This window comes from Actinomyces johnsonii (assembly GCF_006546835.1).
Classification (GTDB): Bacteria; Actinomycetota; Actinomycetes; order Actinomycetales; family Actinomycetaceae; genus Actinomyces; species Actinomyces johnsonii.
In genome coordinates, this window is the sequence record NZ_VICB01000006.1 from 11,401 (window position 1) to 27,255 (window position 15,855).

Genomic DNA, 15,855 nt, shown 5'->3' on the forward strand with positions numbered 1-15,855 from the left:
CGTCCCGGCTCAGGCCGGCGACGCGGCCGAGGCCGCGGAGGGCGTGTGCGCCTCCCCTTCGGCCCGCAGCGCGAGGCCGTCACTGCCGTCGGCCTTGTCGACGACAACCTTCTGCCCGTCGAGGACCTCCCCGGCCAGCAGCATGCGGGCCAGGCGATCGCCGATCTCCCGTTGGACGAGGCGGCGCAGCGGCCGGGCCCCGTAGGCGGGGTCGTAGCCCTCGTCGGCCAGCCAGCTTCGGGCCGCATCGGTCACGTGCAGGCTCAGGCGCCGGTCCTTCAGGCGCCTGGCGATGCGCGCCAGCTGAATCTCGACGATCTCGCCCAGCTCCTCCTTGCTGAGGGCCTCGAAGACGATGATGTCGTCGAGGCGGTTGAGGAACTCCGGCTTGAAGGATGCCTGAACCACACTCATGACCTCATTGCGCTTCTCCTCGGGGCTGGTGAGCGGGTCGATGAGGAACTGGCTGCCCAGGTTCGAGGTGAGCACCAGGATGACGTTGCGGAAGTCGACCGTACGCCCCTGACCATCGGTGAGGCGGCCGTCGTCGAGCACCTGCAGGAGGATGTCGAAGACCTCGGGGTGGGCCTTCTCGACCTCGTCGAGCAGGACCACGGAGTAGGGCCGACGCCGCACGGCCTCGGTGAGCTGACCGCCCTCCTCGTAGCCGACGTACCCGGGAGGGGCGCCCACGAGGCGCGCCACGGAGTGCTTCTCGGAGTACTCGGACATATCGATGCGCACGATGGCGCGCTCGTCGTCGAAGAGGAACTCGGCCAGGGCCTTGGCCAGCTCGGTCTTGCCCACGCCCGTGGGGCCCAGGAAGAGGAAGGAACCTGTGGGACGGTCGGGATCGGAGATCCCGGCCCGCGAGCGGCGCACCGCGTCGGCCACGGTGGCCACGGCGGCCTTCTGCCCGATGAGGCGCTCACCGATGACGTCCTCCATGGTCAGGAGCTTCTCGGTCTCGCCCTGGAGCAGTTTGCCCACGGGGATGCCGGTCCAGGAGCCCACGACCTCGGCGATCTCGGGGGCGCCGACCTTCTCGGCGATCATCGGTTCACCGGCGGTCTGCTCGGCGGCGTCGGCGGCCTCGGCCTCGCGGATCTGGCGCTCCAGAGCCGGCATGTCGCCGTAGCGCAGGCGACCGGCCTCCTCGAAGTTGCCCTCGCGCTCGGCCAGGTCGGCGCGGGTGCGCATCTCGTCCAGGGCGGCGCGCAGCTCACCGACCTTGTTGTGGCCGGCCTTCTCGGCCTCCCATCGGGCGTTGAGCGAGGCCAGTTCCTCGGAGGCGTCGGCCAGCTCGGCGCGCAGGCGCTCCAGGCGGTCGACGTCGGCGGGGTCGGCCTTGGTCACCTCCTCGATGGACTCGTCCAGGTAGGCCTCCTCCATGCGCATGCGGTCTACGCGGCGGCGCAGCTCGTCGATCTCCACGGGGCTGGAGTCGAGCTCCATGCGCAGCCGGGAGGCGGCCTCGTCGACCAGGTCGATGGCCTTGTCGGGCAGTTGGCGACCGGTGATGTAGCGGTCGGAGAGGGTGGCGGCCGCCACGAGGGCGCCGTCGGAGATGGTCACCTGGTGATGGGCCTCGTACTTGGGGGCGATGCCGCGCAGGATGGCGACAGTGTCCTCGACGCTGGGCTCACCGACGAAGACCTGCTGGAAGCGGCGCTCCAGGGCGGGGTCCTTCTCGATGTTCTCGCGATACTCGTCCAGGGTGGTAGCGCCCACCATGCGCAGCTCACCTCGGGCCAGCATGGGCTTGAGCATGTTGCCGGCGTCCATTGCACCCTCGGAGCCGCCGCCGGCACCGACGACGGTGTGCAGCTCATCGATGAAGGTGATGACCTCTCCATCGGAGTCCTTGATCTCCTTGAGGACAGCCTTGAGGCGCTCCTCAAACTCACCACGGTACTTGGCTCCGGCCACCATCCCGGACAGGTCCAGGGCGATGAGGCGCTTGCCGCGCAGAGAGTCGGGGACGTCGCCGGCGACGATGCGCTGGGCCAGGCCCTCGACGACGGCGGTCTTGCCGACGCCGGGCTCGCCGATGAGGACCGGGTTGTTCTTGGTGCGTCGGGACAGGACCTGCACGACGCGGCGAATCTCGGCGTCGCGGCCGATGACCGGGTCGAGACGGCCCTCGCGGGCAGCCTCGGTGAGGTCAGTACCGTACTTCTCGAGGGTCTTGTAGGTGCCCTCGGGGTTGGCGGAGGTGACGCGAGAGGAACCGCGGACCTGCGGCAGGGCCTCGATGAGCGCCTCCGGGGTGGCTCCAGCGTCGGCCAGGACGCGGGCAACGGTGGGGGTCGAGCCGGAGGTGTCGCCCTTGGCCAGGCCGATGAGCAGGTGCTCGGTGGAGATGTACTCGTCATCGAGCTCCTTGGCGATCGTCGAGGCGGCTTCCAGAGCGGCCAGCAGGGCGCGCGAGGGCTGGGGCTGAGTCATCGAGGAGCCCGAGGAAGCTGGCAGCTGGGTCAGGATGCGGCGCACGGAGGCGCCGACGGCCTGACGGGCCGCAGCGTCGGGGCAGACGGCGGCCAGGAGCCCCGCGGCAACACCATCGGGTTGGGAGAGGAGCTCAACGAGCAGATGCGCCGGCTCGATCTGGGGGTTGCCGGCCGCGGCGGCGGCCTGCATGGCCCCGGAGATCGCCTCCTGCGACTTCGTGGTGTAGTTCGTGTCCATATGGACCTCCTTTGAGGTTGGTAACGTCTTGCGTCTTCTGGCCACCTCAACCTTCTCAGGGTTGAGTCTATTCCGCTCAACTTCTTGAGCTGACAGTGACGTGGACTACTCCCCCAGCCGCTTCTCCCGTCATTTCAACAACGATCGCACCGATCTCCGCCGCGCCGACCGATTGCCTGAAGCGCCGTCGCGAGACAGCACGGGTAAGGTCACGTCACAGTAACGTCCCGACTGCGGAGAAATCATGAGAGCTACGCGCGCCGCCCTTGTCCTGACCATCGCACTCGTCCTTGCGGGCTGCTCCCAGGGCACTCCCTCGTCGGCGGGTTCAACCGGGTCCAGCGGACAGACATCCTCCGTCGCCCCCACTGCCACGCCGAGCGGTGCCAGCACCGCCGCACAGTCCAGCGCGGGCGCTTCGAGCAGCGCCAGTGCGGCGCCCTCCATCCCGGCAGGCCACCAGGCGATGACCGCCCCCACAGTCGGCATTACCTTCGCCGTGCCCGAGGGCTGGCAGGACCTCAATGCGCTCACCGAGGACCAGAAGACGCTCATCGCCCGCGTCCAGGGCGTGGACCCTTCGACCTTCTCCCAGAAGCTCAGCGGCACCGACGCCTTCTACGGACTGTTCTCGCAGGACAGCCACTCCTTCAGCAGCGCCGCCGTCGCCAAGGAGGCCGAGACGTCGTCAACGCCGCCGTCCCAGGCGAGTCTGGACGAGTTCATCACGCAGCGGGGCGGGACGCCGACTGGCTACTCGACCAGGCAGTCCACCTATGGCCAGGCCGCCGTCGACACCTCGACCGCACCGGTTCAGGGCGTTCAGATGCCGGGCGCGGTCGTCGCCGTTCCAACGTCGGCAGGTACCTATGCGCGCATCGCGGTGACGGCCGGCAGCGCCGAGGAGGTCGACACCATCGTCTCCACCATCGTCGAGACAGCTCACTGAGAGCTCGACCGGCTCACCAGCCTTCACAGGCACCGCCCTGTTAGCGCGATGCCCCGACGCCCCTTCAAGACCCCAGATCCCGCTATCGGGGGATGTCTCCATAGAACACTCCCAGCCAAGCGTGATGTCCTGGCAAGGTCTTTCCCCTCACACACTGGAGCATCATGAAAACCGCACGCAACGCCGCAGCCCTGATCGCCAGCCTCACACTCATCACAGCCCCGGTCCTGACCGCCTGCGAAGACAACACGCAAGACTCCAGCTCCTCCAGCTCAGCCGCCTCCGACAGCTCTGCGGACTCAAGCAAGAGCGACACGAAGGACAAGGACAGCAAGGACAAGGACAGCAAGGACAAGAAGACCGCCACCAGCGACACCTCGCCCAGCCAGGCAGGTTCGTCGGCGAAGCCCGCCTCCGGCGACACCCAGGAAATCACCGGCTCCAGCACCGGCCTGACCTTCGCCGTTCCGAAGGACTGGCAGGACCTCAAGAACCTCGACCCCTCAGAGAAGGAGAGGGTCGCCCAGACCATGGGCATCGACGGCGCCGCCCTCGACCAGCAGACCGCCGCGTTCGACGTCTTCTACCGCGCCAAAAAACAGGACAGCACCGGGTTCTACAACAACGTCAACATGGCAGCGCAGACCCAACAGCTGGCATCAGTCCCCTCCAAGTCCAACATCGAGTTACTGCTCGCCGGCCAAGGCGCGACCCTCAAGGAATACACCACCAAGCAGACCGCCAAGGGTGAGGCCGCAGTGGGGACCTACACGATACAGGGAGGGGGCAAGACCGCCGAGGGAGCTGTCATCGTCGTCCCGACCTCCCAGCCCACAGCGGGCGCCGCCAGCTACACAACGATCTACGTATCGGCCGGCACCGCAGACGAGGAAACACAGATCACCAACACGATCATCGACACGATCCACTGAAGCCGGGCCGGCGTCAAGCGCGGCCGGGGACGCGGGTCTCGTACCCCGGAAAAATACTTGACAAGGTCGGACACACAGACGCAACATATCGAGTATCGATAACATCGATACTCGATATGGAGCGTCGTCATGACCGCCAGTACCAGATCCGCTTCAGATTCAGACACCGACGTCAACGGTGAAACCGTTACCGACTGTGAGCCCACCGCAGGTGCTGCAACCAACCAAGACGCCGGTGTCGGCCCCGGCAGCCTCGCCTTCATCTCATTCCTTCTGGCCCTGCTCTGCTTCTCCCCTTTCTACATGCTCGGCTTGAACCTATGGGACCTCATCAACGGCCGTGGGCTGCTCCTGGAGTTCACAGACAACAGCGCCGCACTGGACCAGCACCTGTCCTTCGGACACACAACGGTGGAGATAACCACCGGCTACTCGGTGAGCTACGGGACCGTGCACGGACTGTCCGGCAGTACACAGTTCTTCATCGGTCTGTTCATCGCCATCCACCTTGTCCTCATTGCAGCCTGCGCCATCGCCTTCGTCCGGTTCATCGCTGCGATCCGCCCCGGCCGACCGGGATTCGTCGACCAGCTCTTCACCCGGGGCGGGCACCTGTTCTGGCTTCTTCTGGGACAGGTGCTGAGCTCCTGGGTACTGCTGGCGATCGGCATGACAGTGTCCTCCCAGCACTTCACCCGCAGCGCCTCAGATCCATTGATACTGGACGGAACAATCCCGACCGGCAACGACATCCCGACCCTCAAGGGCATCATCATCCTCATTCTGGCCACGCATCTGCTGCTCGCCCTGCACCGCCTCCACCAGCACTCCAGTACCCTGGCCGCGGAGAACACCGTGCTGCGTGAAGAGACCGAGGGACTCGTGTGAGCCACGTCGTCTGCCACCTCGATGAGTTGCTGGCCGCCCGAGGCATGACGCTCGTGGAGCTCTCTGAGAAGGTCGGGGTCACCGCCGTCAACCTCTCAGTGCTCAAGAACGACCGCGCCAAGGCCATCCGCTACTCCACGCTCTCCGCCATCTGCGAGGCCCTAGGCTGCTCGGTCGGCGAGCTCCTGGAGGTCGTGCCGGACTGACCTCCCCAAACCCGAAGGATCGCACCGGTGAGCGGAGTTGCGGGGAGCGACAGTGCGGGTGCCGGCGAGCGCGACGCACTCTCAGCAGAGGCCTTCTACGCGTACGGGTTAAAAGGCCCGCGCGCGCGACATGTCTCCGGCTGAGAGGACTGTGAGGAGAACGTAGGCTCCACGTCGATGACCGCCCCGCCCCGCCACGTCCCTCACCTCAACGAGCCCTCCGCGCGCGCCGACGACGCCACCGTGGCCGCCCGCCGCGATGCTCTCCTGACCCGCGCGGCCGGCTTACCCGGTGCCTGGGCGGGCGACAAGCCCGAATGGGACATCCCCGTCGCCTCGGTGGGTACCCGCCTGTTCCTGCTGCTCATCACCCACACCGACGGCCGTCTTCTGGCCAATGTCAAGCTCGATCCCGAGGACGTCGTCGCCGTGCGGGCCACCTACAGCTGGGTGGAGCCGGGCTTCCACCAGTCCAAGCGCCACTGGGTGAGCATCGACCTGACCAGCCCCGACTACCGGGCCGACGACGCCGCCGACATGGTGGAGGACTCCTATCGGCTCGTCCTGTCCCTCCTGACCCGCCGTGTGCGCGAGGCCGTCCTCCTGGCCGACGCATCGGGTTCCGCCGCCCGCCCCACCTGGCAGTGGTGAAGGACTGCCGCGACCTCTGTGAAGACATCCCGCGCGTACGGGTGCCGGTTTCCTGTTCCCGGCCGTGTGGAACGTCGCTGGCGAAAGGGTACGGGTTTGCAAGGCGAAACCTGCGGAATACCGCTGTGGGTGACGCTCCTGCCTAAACCTGGCACTATTCAGGCGAGGCCGCCGTCGTCCGACGTCCGGCCACCCGACGGAAGGAGATACACATGGGACTTGATGACCTGGCGAAGAAGGCCGGTGAGGCTCTCAACTCCGACAAGGCCGAGGCGATCAGCGACAAGGCGCTGGACGCCGCAGCCGGCGCGGCCAAGAAGGCGACCGGCGGCAAGTACGACGACAAGATCGACGCCGCCCGCGACACCGTCGACGGCAAGCTCGGCACCGACTGATCCGACTGAGAGCATGTCCGCTCCAAGCTCAGCGGTCTTCTGATCGCAGGAACGAGGGCCCCGCACCGTGCTGGTGCGGGGCCCTCGGGCAGTCCCGGCCGATCTGGGCTCCTCTCCCGGTACCGACGAGGTCGGCCACCGCTGTCCGGCGTCGTCGGCATACAAGCCCAGCCGTCTCCCACCGGGACGTCTTATCCGCGTCTCCTCGGGCTTCTCCAGCCCTTCCCCTACTGCGCGTTGAGCGCGGCGGTCGGAGGAGTGCGGGAGGCTCGAACGGCCGGGTACACGCCGGCCAGGGCGCCGATGACGATGGTGACTCCCAGCCCGCCGGCGACGGCGATCACCGGCAGGGAGAAGGGCCAGCCGTTGGCGGCCGACATCCCGGCAGTCACCCCGATGCCGATGACGCAGCCCAGGGCGCCGCCCAGAGAGGCCAGCAGGAGCGCTTCTGTCATGAACTGCACCAGGATGTGGCCGCGCATGGCGCCTAGAGAACGTCTCAGCCCGATTTCCCGTCGGCGCTCGAGCACCGAGATGATCATCGTGTTGGCGACCCCGATGCCGCCGACGAGCAGGGCGATCGAGCCCACGCCCAGCAGCAGGCTGGTGAAGGCCTTGTCGGCCGCGTTCTTGGCCTCCAGCGCATCCGAGGGGCGCGAGACCTTGACCTCGTTGGGGGCCTGCGGCGAGATCGACGGCGCGAGCACCTTGCGCACCGTGGAGACGGCGGCGTCCTGGCTGCGCGTGTAGACCGTCGTCGGCTTGGCATCGTGCCCCAGCAGGTTGCTGGCCACGCCCTGACCGATGAGAGCGGCGTTATTGAGCTCGGGTGCCAGCACCACCGGTTTGAGGATGCCGACCACGGTGAACCAGTTGCCGCCGATCCACACCTTGGTCCCCGGCGAGACGACGCCCAAGCGCTGGGCCGCCGTCTGCCCCAGGACCGTGGCTGGGTACTGGCTGGTGGCCTCGTTGAGCCACGTGCCCTTGTCCACCTGCCCGGCCACGACGTCGAGCAGCGACTTGTCCGCAGCCAGGGTGGTGATACCGCCGGAGGCGTTCTTGTCGATGAGCGGGCTGCGGTAGACCAGCGAGTTCTTGACCAGGCCGGTGCTCGAGGCGCTCTGGACGTTGTCGATGAGCCGGACCTTGCCGACGGTGTCCTGAGGCAGGGAGGAGGAATTGCCGAAGAGGTCCTGGCCGGCGGTGGCCGTCAGCAGATTGGTCCCCAGAGAATCGAGCTGGGCGGAGAGCTGGGCGCGGCTGGAGGCCGAGATGCCCACCACCGAGATCATGGCGGCGATGCCGATGGCGATGCCCAGGGCGGATAGGAAGGCGCGGGTGGGGCGGGCCTTGATGCCGGTGCCCCCCAGGCGCAGCACGTCGGCCAGGCGCAGCCGCGAGCGCTGGAGCCGCCGTCCGGATTCGCCGTCCTGGCCGTTGCGGTCCCGGTCAGGCCGGAGCGTAGACGTCGTCATGGACGATCTCCTTCTGACTTGAGTCCCCCACGATGCGGCCGTCGCGGATGGCGATCTGCCGGGGAAGCTGGGCGGCCAGCTCGTTGTCGTGGGTGATGACGATGATCGTGGTGCCCTGAGAGTGGAGCTCGTGGAGGAGCTCGACGATCGAGGCCCCGGAGGTGGAGTCGAGGTTCCCGGTGGGCTCGTCGGCCAGCAGCAGCGGGGGCTCGCCGACGACGGCCCGGGCGATGGCCACGCGCTGGCGCTCGCCGCCGCTCATCTGGTGGGGGCGGTGGTCGAGCCGGTGGGCCAGGCCGACGCGTTCGAGGGCGGCTCGGGCGCGGCGGCGGCGCTCGGAGCGGGGGATCCCGCTGTAGAGCAGGCCGTCGGCGACGTTATCGACCGCGTTGACACCGTCGGCCAAGTGGAACTGCTGGAAGACGAAGCCGATGCGGCTGGCCCGCAGGGCCGAGAGCTTGGCGTCGGACAGGGAGCCGACATCGACGCCGTCGATCTCGACGCTGCCGGCGCTGGGCCGGTCCAGGGTGCCGATGAGGTTGAGGAGCGTGGACTTGCCCGAGCCCGAGGGGCCGACGATGGCGACGAACTCGCCGTAGTCGATCTCCAGGCTCACGCCCGCGCAGGCGGCTACGGGCGGCTCCCCGTAGGTTCGCTGCACGTCACGCAGGGACAGGATGCGGCTCATGTCTGCGGCACCACCACTCGCTGTCCCTCGGAGATGCCCTCGCCGGAGATCTCCACGCGCCCTCCGGCGAACAGTCCGACGGTGACCGGCACTTTGCGGGTGGTGCCGCCGGATTCGACGATCTCGACGCCGTACTGGTCGGGGCTCAGGGCCAGCAGTGCCCCGACAGGCACCGACAGGACGCCCTCGCGCTTATCGCTGGGCAGGTCGACGGTGACGGAGACCTCCTGGAAGTTGGCGGTCGCCGAGGCGTCGGTGAGGGTCACGGTGATGGGGATGACCCTTTCCTTGGAGTCACCGGAGCCGGACCCAGACCCTGAGCCGGATCCCGACCCTGAACCGGAGCCGGAGGACTTCTCAGTGGGCGTGCCCACGGAGGTGATCGTCCCGGTGGTGGTGTTGGCGTCGGGCAGCTTGATGGTCACGGCGGTGCCGACGACGGCGAGCTTCTGGTCGGAGAGCTTGATATTGGCGTCGACCACCTGAGTGGTGGAGGTGACGTCGTAGAGCTCGGCGTCGGCGGCGATGCGGTCCCCCACCCGGGCGGTGACCGTCCCCACGCGCAGGTCCCCCGGGGTGAAGACCATCCGTCCCAGCGGAATGGTCCCGGTCTGCGGCAGGCCGACTGCCTTCTGCCACTTCATGATGGCGCTGGTGGTGGCCCAGCTGAAGTGGTTGTCGGGCTCGTAGTCGAAGTAGCCCATGTCGCGCAGGAGGGTCTCGAGCTGGCGGATGTCCTCGCCGTTGTCCATCCCGGCCTCGAAGGTGCGCCAAGCGGGCAGGGAGCCGTGCATGAGGTAGGCGATCTCGGTGCCTGTACGGTAGAGGACATCACCCTGGGTCAGGACCGTCCCGGAGGCGGGCACCTGGATGAGAACGCCCTCGAAGCCCGACTTGAACTTGCGCGAGTCGGAGTAGCGCAGGGTCCCGGTCACGGAGGTCTGCCCCTGGAGGTCCCCCTTGGTGATGGTGTCGGTGGCGCCGTTGAAGGTCGACGTCGTCGGCTTGGCCTTGGCTGCGAAGGGGCCCGATTTGGAGGCGAAGGCGCCTGCGCCCGCACCCGCGGCCAGAACCGCGGCGGCCCCCATGGCCAGGAAGGCTCGACGTCGGGTGTGGCGCACCGTGCCCGAGTTGCCCGCCGTGTCGGTCGAGCCGCCGTCGGCCTGCGTAGAGGTGGTGGTCTGATCCATGTGTATGCCTGTCTGAGTGTGTGTCTGCGCGGCATCCCGGCCGCGCGAGCGAATGGTGGGTCGGCTCCTGTACGTCGCCGCGTTACTTGTTTCCGAGTTCGGAGAAGCACTTGTTCATGACGTCCTGGGGGATGTCGCCATTGAGCTGGAGCCCCTTGCCGGCCTCGGGGTCGGGGACGTCGTAGCCCTCCTTGCGCAGGCACTCGGCGGCCTTGACCAAGTCCTGCTGCGTCTCGGGCTTGGCGAGGTCCTCGGTCCCCGGAGCGGGACCGACGGTCTTCTCGCACTCTTCGGCGGCCTTGTTGGCGGCGTCGGTCTCGGGGAACTGCATGTTCCCGTTGGAGTCGGGGTCGGAGACGTCGATGCCCTTGTCGCGCATGCACTTGGCCATCTTGAGCAGGTAGTCGTCCGCGCTGGTGGCGGAGGCGGAGGCCCCGGAAGCCGAGTCCGCCTTCGAGCCCTGGGAGCATCCGGTCATGAGTCCGACGGCGCACACGGCGCAGGTCACTACCGTGGCAGCGCGGGTGATGATCCGGGTGTTGAGGGGCTTCTTCATGGGAGAGGGTCCTTTCGGCTCATATGGGTCGGGGTGCGGTGACGCCCGTTCGTTCGGGGAACAGCCAACCGGGACCGGTGTTGCCACAAGGTTCACGATTTCGCTTATGTTGTGGCAACACAGGGGCTGGTTGTCTCTAGAACCGGCCGCATACACCACAGCGAAGGAGATCAGGGCAATGCGCGTACTCGTCGTGGAGGATGAGGAGTACCTGGCCGAGGCCATCGCCACCGGACTGCGGCGAGAGGCGATGGCCGTCGACGTCGTCGGCGACGGGGCCAGCGCCCTGGAGCACGTGACGACCAACGACTACGACATCCTCGTCCTGGACCGGGATCTGCCCGTAATCCACGGCGACGAGGTCTGCCGCCGGGTGGTCAGCGAGCACCCCGACATTCGGGTCCTCATGTTGACCGCCTCACGGGCGCTAGAGGCGCGCGTGGGCGGATTCGAGCTGGGGGCGGACGACTACCTCACCAAGCCCTTCGAGTTCCCCGAGCTGGTGGCCCGGCTGCGGGCGCTGGGGCGGCGCAGCCAGCCGGCGCGAACTCCGGTCATCGAGGCCCACGGAGTGCGCCTGGATCCCTTCCGCCGGGAGGTCTACCGAGACGGGCGCTTCATCCACTTGAGCCCCAAGGAATTCGCGGTCCTGCAGGTCCTCATGGAGGCCGAGGGCGGGGTCCTCAGCGCCGAGACGCTCCTGGAGAAGGCCTGGGACGCCAACGCGGACCCCTTCACCAACTCCACCCGGGTGACGATCTCCCACCTACGCCGCAAGCTCGGCGAGCCCTGGGTCATCCAGACGGTTCCCGGCGCCGGCTACAGGTTCAGCGCATGAGCGGGCAGGAGGCACCGCCCGACGACGCGGCGCAGCACAACGGCGTCAACGGCACCCGGCCAGGACGCGAGGAACGGTTCCGCCGCCCCAAGCACCTGAGCATCCGGGTTCGCCTGACCCTGACCTACGCCGGGTTGGTGACGGCCGCCGGCGTGGTCCTCATCGCCCTGGTCTACTTCTACACGCGCTATGTCACGCTCAACATCGAGATCGGTGGGCCGGTCGGGGATACCGCCGCCGTGCCGGCCTCGCAGACCAGCGAGGTCACTCAGGTGGATACGAACCTGTTCGACCTGCTCAGCAGCATCATGCGCTCGGCCGTCGGCGCGCTGGCGCTGCTCGTGGTGCTCTCCGGGACGGTCGGCTGGATCCTGGCGGGGCGGATGCTGCGGCCGCTGTCCTCGATGAATGCGGCGGCCAAGCGGGCAGCGTCGGGCGACCTCAGTCAGCGCCTGGCGCTGTCCGGGCCGCGTGATGAGATCCACGATTTGGCGGACACCTTCGACAACATGCTGGCCTCCCTGGAGCGCTCCTTCTCCGTCCACCGCCGTTTCGCGGCCAACGCCTCCCATGAGCTGCGCACGCCCCTGGCCACGACGCAGACGATGATCGACGTCGCCCTGTCCGACCCGCAGGCCTCAGCCGAGGACCTGCGCACGGTACTCACCCGGGTGCTGGAGACGAATCGCGCCAACCGGGAGACGATCGACGCCCTCCTAGACCTGGCCGACGCCCAGTCCGGCAAGCTGGCCCGCGAGGATGTGGATATGGAGGCGACGGTTCGCGACGCCTTGGGCGTCATCGCCCCGGAGGTCGCCGAGCGAGACCTGCGCGTCTCCACCCACCTGCGGGCCATCCAGGTGCAGGGCGACCCGGTCCTCCTGCGCCAGAGCGTCTCCAACCTCCTGCGCAACGCGGCCCGGTACAATGTCGACGGCGGCCGGATCACGGTAGGCATGGCGCGTCTGGACGACGGCGTCCGGCTGACGATCCGCAACGACGGCCCTGTCGTACCGGAGGACAAGGTCGACTCGCTGCGCGAGCCCTTCGTTCGCGGTGAGGGACGAGGACGGACCCGGGGATCCGGACATGGGCTGGGCTTGGCGATCGTGACGGCTGTGGCCACCGCCCACGGCGGCAGACTCGGTTTGAGCGCCAATCCCACCGGCGGGCTGACCGCTGTCCTTGAGCTGCCCGGAGACGAGGGAGAACCTGCCTCGCACCTGTGACCCGCTGTCGGCTGACGGCCGCCAACCGACAGGGTTGGCGGCCGTCAGGAGCAAGAAACCGGCTGCGCTCTTATGGAGGCCGGTCGTAGCGCGACCCGGGTCAGGCCTGCTGGCCGTTCTTGCCGGAGTTGATGACGAGCTCGAGGAAGAGCCGGACCAGGCCGATCTGCACAATGGTCCAAGGGGCGTTGAAGACCAGGTCCGCGAAGAACCGACCAGCGTTAAAGTTCCAGCTCCCCCCAAAGGTGGTGGAATAACCGTGATCGACACCGGTGATACTGGCCGAGTAGACCCAGCTGATGATCAGGGCGCCGGCGGCGATGTAGAAGAACATCTTGCCGAATTTCTCGGCGAAGGGCTTGGCCGTGTCGAGCAGGTTGCCCACGAAGCTGTCCCCTACCGGCGCCGGCGGGAAGGGCTGACCCGGAGCGCCAGGAGCGCCAGGAGCAGCAGGAGCGCCCGGGGCACCGGGAACGCCCTGGAACTGCTGCTGGGGCGGGTAAGGCTGGCCCGTTGCCGGAGCAGAGGGAGCGGAGGGCTGCTGCTGATAGAAGGGCTGACCGGGGTTGGGGGGCTGAGTCATGAGACTGTTCGCTTCCTTCAGTGTTGGGGACGCAAGCAGGCTACCGTGTCTACAGTGCCCTGTGAAACGGGCGGATCAACCCTCGCATCTTGCGATACGACTCACAACTCTCATCCTGCCGGGAAATCGCTCACCGCGGAGTCGATCAGTCCCGTTCCACCATGTGGGCAACCGGAGATCCGGGACTCGCGCACCGGCGTGGGCCTGCGAATGATCAATGGACCAGGTCGTATGCGTCGGGAGTCGCGACGGGACCTGTTGAGGCTACTGCGACAGGAGCCGCGGGGAGGCGGCGGCGACGCTCGCTGCGGGCGACGGCGGTGCGCAGCAGAGTCTCGAAGGGACCGGCATGGCCTCCGCGCTCCAGCGCCGCACACAGGCCGACCGTCGCCAGCCACACCGCCGCCGCGATCCCGGCGGCCCGAGCCTCACCCAGGTGGAGCTCAATGCCAGTCAGGGCAGGCAGGGCCAGGAAGATGATGGCGAAGAGGAAGGTCTGGGAGAGGTAGGCGGTCATGGAGCGGCGCCCCACATTGGAGGCCAGCTTGCGCAGCCCCGTCAGGCGGCCGTCCTCCCTGGGCCCGCCGGCGTAGAGGGCCAGCAGGGCAAGCCAGCCGCAGGCCCCGACCAGTCCTGTGACCTCGTGAAGCGGAGCGGTCCAGGCGGCCAGGGTTCCGCCTGTAGCCCAGAGGCCGTACCCGATGCCTCCTGCGGCCCCGACCCCCAGGCCGCCCAGGCCGACGGCGGTCAGCAGGCGGCGGTGCCGCTCGGGGTGGGCGATGAGGTCGGTATCGGCCAGACGGGCACCGAGGAACATCGCCGGAACCACCATCGAGAAGAGCACCGTTGCGACCGAGTTCCCGGCCCAGGAGGTGATGGAGCCGGAGACGTAGGACAAGAGGGTCGTAGCCGATTCGCCGGCCCCCTGCTTCATGACCGCCGCAGCAGTCAGGCCCTGAGCCGCAACATGGCTGCCCATGGTGTACATCGTCGAGATGGTGGCGGCAGTGACGACGGCGCTGACGGCCATGGCCCGCTTGCGGTGCTTGCGGGTCAGCCATCCGGCGAAGACGACGGCGGCCAGGCCGTAGGTGCCGATGATGTCTCCGGAGAAGAGCGCGGCATGAGCCGCACCGAAGAGAATCATCCACGCACCCCGGCGCCGCACGAGGCGACGGGCGTCGACAGTGGCCTGCTCACGCGCCCAGAACTCCTCCTGCGACGTCGGCTCACGTCCGGCCTCCACACCCGGGAGGGACTGAAGATAGCTCTGCGTCCCGGAGGCGATACGCCGATTGACCATGGTGGCCAGCCCGAAACCGAACAGGAGGGAGAACAGCGGGTAGGCGCGGTGATCGACCAGAAGGGTGCGCATCCACAGCCAGGCCATGTCTGCGGCGTCGCCGGGGGCGGAGGAGCGCGTCACGCTGGTCCAGAAGGGGATGTTGGCCAGGGCGATGAACAGGAGCATGAGGCCACGAGAGACGTCCGGGGCTGGGAAGCGCAAGCCCCGGGTACCGGTGAAGGAAGTCGCGAGTTTCATGTCTTCCACGGTAGGAAGCACCTGTGGCTCGCACCTCCCCCGCCAGGGCTGTTCTTCGGCCTTGATCCTCTCCCACCCGAGGGGGTGAGGAAGGCCCTGTCCCTCCTCCCGGAGTACCAGGGCCCCTCATCCTGACGGCCGCCTGATCGCGGGCCGGCGAGCAGCCGCCGTGGGCTCATCATCCGCTCGGCACTGCGCCCGATCAGACGTCATCGGGCCGGACGGCCGGCGGCGCCGCCGTCGCCCGTTTGCGCTCGCTGCGGGCCACGGCGGTGCGCAGCAGGGTCTCGAAGGGACCGGCATGCCTACCGCGTTCCAAGACAGCGCACAGGCCGACCGTCGTCAGCCAGACCGCCGCGGCAACCAGGGCAGCCGCGGCCTGCCCCAGCCACAGACGCTCCCCCGTCACCAGAAGGGGGACGATGACAAAGATGAACCCGAACAGAATCGTCTGACTCAGGTAAGCGGTCATGGAGCGGCGACCCACGGCGGAGGCCAGCTTGCGCAGCCCTGTCAACCTGCCGTCCTCCCTGGGCTCGCCGGCGTACAGGGCCAACAGCGCTAACCAACCACAGGCCCCAACCAGGCCGAAGACCTCTTTGGCTGCGAAGTCCCACGGCCACGCCGAGATGGACATCACCTTGGTCAGAGCGCTGTGGAGCGCGCCCCCGACCCCCAGCGTCAGGCCGCCGATTCCCATCGCCGCGAGCAGACCTCGGTGCAGCTCCGGGTGGATGATGATGCCGGTGTCAGCCAGGCGTGCGCCAATCACCGCGGCGGGGACGATCAGTGTGATGAGGAACTGCGCGAACAGGGCGTAGATCCAGCTCGAGATGTTGACGACGAACCAGGGCAGCGTGGTGGGTGTCAAGCTCATTTGCTCCCCGGACATCTGTGCAGCCATCTCTGGAGCAAAGAGATCTATTGCCATGTAAGCACAGACCACCACTACAGCAATGACAACGCCGACGATGCACAGGGCGGTGTACCGCTTGCGCGAGAGCCATCCGGCGAAGACAACGGTGGGGTCAGGTGGTGTTT

General features: G+C 67.8%; 16 protein-coding genes. 8 read left to right on the forward strand and 8 right to left on the reverse strand.

Annotated features, from left to right (window positions below):
- Positions 1-9: 9 nt before the first annotated feature.
- A complete protein-coding gene (gene clpB, locus FK256_RS06415; protein ID WP_141424155.1) occupies positions 10-2,688 on the reverse strand; it encodes an ATP-dependent chaperone ClpB in 2,679 nt (892 codons plus the stop codon).
- Positions 2,689-2,932: 244 nt separating this feature from the next.
- On the opposite strand from clpB, the gene FK256_RS06420 reads away from it, so the two are divergent.
- The 6 genes from FK256_RS06420 (at position 2,933) to FK256_RS06445 (ending at position 6,709) form a co-directional block, all read left to right on the forward strand.
- Entirely contained in the window at positions 2,933-3,637 is a 705-nt protein-coding gene (locus FK256_RS06420) for a hypothetical protein (protein ID WP_039894674.1), read from the forward strand.
- A gap of 164 nt (positions 3,638-3,801) precedes the next feature.
- Complete coding sequence (locus FK256_RS06425) at positions 3,802-4,569, forward strand: hypothetical protein (RefSeq protein WP_141424156.1); 768 nt, start codon at positions 3,802-3,804, stop codon at positions 4,567-4,569.
- A gap of 129 nt (positions 4,570-4,698) precedes the next feature.
- Complete coding sequence (locus tag FK256_RS06430; RefSeq protein ID WP_141424157.1) at positions 4,699-5,457, forward strand: hypothetical protein; 759 nt, start codon at positions 4,699-4,701, stop codon at positions 5,455-5,457.
- Entirely contained in the window at positions 5,454-5,663 is a 210-nt protein-coding gene (locus FK256_RS06435) for a helix-turn-helix domain-containing protein (protein WP_021607267.1), read from the forward strand. The genes FK256_RS06430 and FK256_RS06435 overlap by 4 nt, the downstream gene beginning before the upstream one ends.
- A gap of 177 nt (positions 5,664-5,840) precedes the next feature.
- Positions 5,841-6,314 (forward strand): MmcQ/YjbR family DNA-binding protein, encoded by a 474-nt coding sequence (locus tag FK256_RS06440; protein WP_141424158.1) that lies wholly within the window; start codon positions 5,841-5,843, stop codon positions 6,312-6,314.
- A 212-nt stretch (positions 6,315-6,526) separates the two neighbouring features.
- On the forward strand, positions 6,527-6,709 hold the full coding sequence (locus FK256_RS06445; RefSeq protein WP_009232518.1) for an Rv0909 family putative TA system antitoxin: 183 nt from the start codon (positions 6,527-6,529) through the stop codon (positions 6,707-6,709).
- 227 nt (positions 6,710-6,936) lie between these two features.
- Here the strand turns inward: FK256_RS06445 and FK256_RS06450 are convergent, their stop codons facing one another.
- The 4 genes from FK256_RS06450 to FK256_RS06465 form a co-directional block, all read right to left on the reverse strand.
- On the reverse strand, positions 6,937-8,187 hold the full coding sequence (locus tag FK256_RS06450; RefSeq protein ID WP_009232519.1) for an ABC transporter permease: 1,251 nt from the start codon (positions 8,185-8,187) through the stop codon (positions 6,937-6,939).
- A complete protein-coding gene (locus FK256_RS06455) occupies positions 8,162-8,875 on the reverse strand; it encodes an ABC transporter ATP-binding protein (RefSeq protein WP_021608170.1) in 714 nt (237 codons plus the stop codon). The genes FK256_RS06450 and FK256_RS06455 overlap by 26 nt, the downstream gene beginning before the upstream one ends.
- Positions 8,872-10,065 (reverse strand): peptidoglycan-binding protein, encoded by a 1,194-nt coding sequence (locus FK256_RS06460; RefSeq protein WP_021608169.1) that lies wholly within the window; start codon positions 10,063-10,065, stop codon positions 8,872-8,874. Before FK256_RS06460 ends, FK256_RS06455 begins: the two co-directional genes overlap by 4 nt.
- 82 nt (positions 10,066-10,147) lie before the next feature.
- Positions 10,148-10,621 carry a hypothetical protein gene (locus FK256_RS06465; protein ID WP_009232523.1) on the reverse strand — a complete coding sequence of 158 codons (474 nt, stop codon included), beginning with the start codon at positions 10,619-10,621 and terminating at the stop codon, positions 10,148-10,150.
- Positions 10,622-10,799: 178 nt separating this feature from the next.
- Here FK256_RS06465 and FK256_RS06470 point away from each other — a divergent pair, with 178 nt between their 5' ends.
- Both FK256_RS06470 and FK256_RS06475 read left to right on the forward strand, forming a co-directional pair.
- On the forward strand, positions 10,800-11,459 hold the full coding sequence (locus tag FK256_RS06470) for a response regulator transcription factor (protein ID WP_039894678.1): 660 nt from the start codon (positions 10,800-10,802) through the stop codon (positions 11,457-11,459).
- Positions 11,456-12,688: a sensor histidine kinase gene (locus tag FK256_RS06475; protein WP_021607276.1), complete on the forward strand. Its 1,233-nt coding sequence runs from the start codon at positions 11,456-11,458 to the stop codon at positions 12,686-12,688. The genes FK256_RS06470 and FK256_RS06475 overlap by 4 nt, the downstream gene beginning before the upstream one ends.
- A gap of 100 nt (positions 12,689-12,788) precedes the next feature.
- Here FK256_RS06475 and FK256_RS06480 read toward each other — a convergent pair whose 3' ends face one another.
- The 3 genes from FK256_RS06480 to FK256_RS06490 all read right to left on the reverse strand — a co-directional run.
- The gene (locus FK256_RS06480) at positions 12,789-13,271 is read right to left on the reverse strand and encodes a collagen-like protein (RefSeq protein ID WP_141424159.1); all 483 of its coding nucleotides are present in this window, start codon (positions 13,269-13,271) and stop codon (positions 12,789-12,791) included.
- Between the two features lie 214 nt (positions 13,272-13,485).
- Entirely contained in the window at positions 13,486-14,814 is a 1,329-nt protein-coding gene (locus tag FK256_RS06485; protein ID WP_141424160.1) for a DUF418 domain-containing protein, read from the reverse strand.
- Positions 14,815-15,016: 202 nt separating this feature from the next.
- The coding region (locus tag FK256_RS06490) for a DUF418 domain-containing protein (RefSeq protein ID WP_141424161.1) at positions 15,017-15,855 on the reverse strand (839 nt) is incomplete at its 5' end.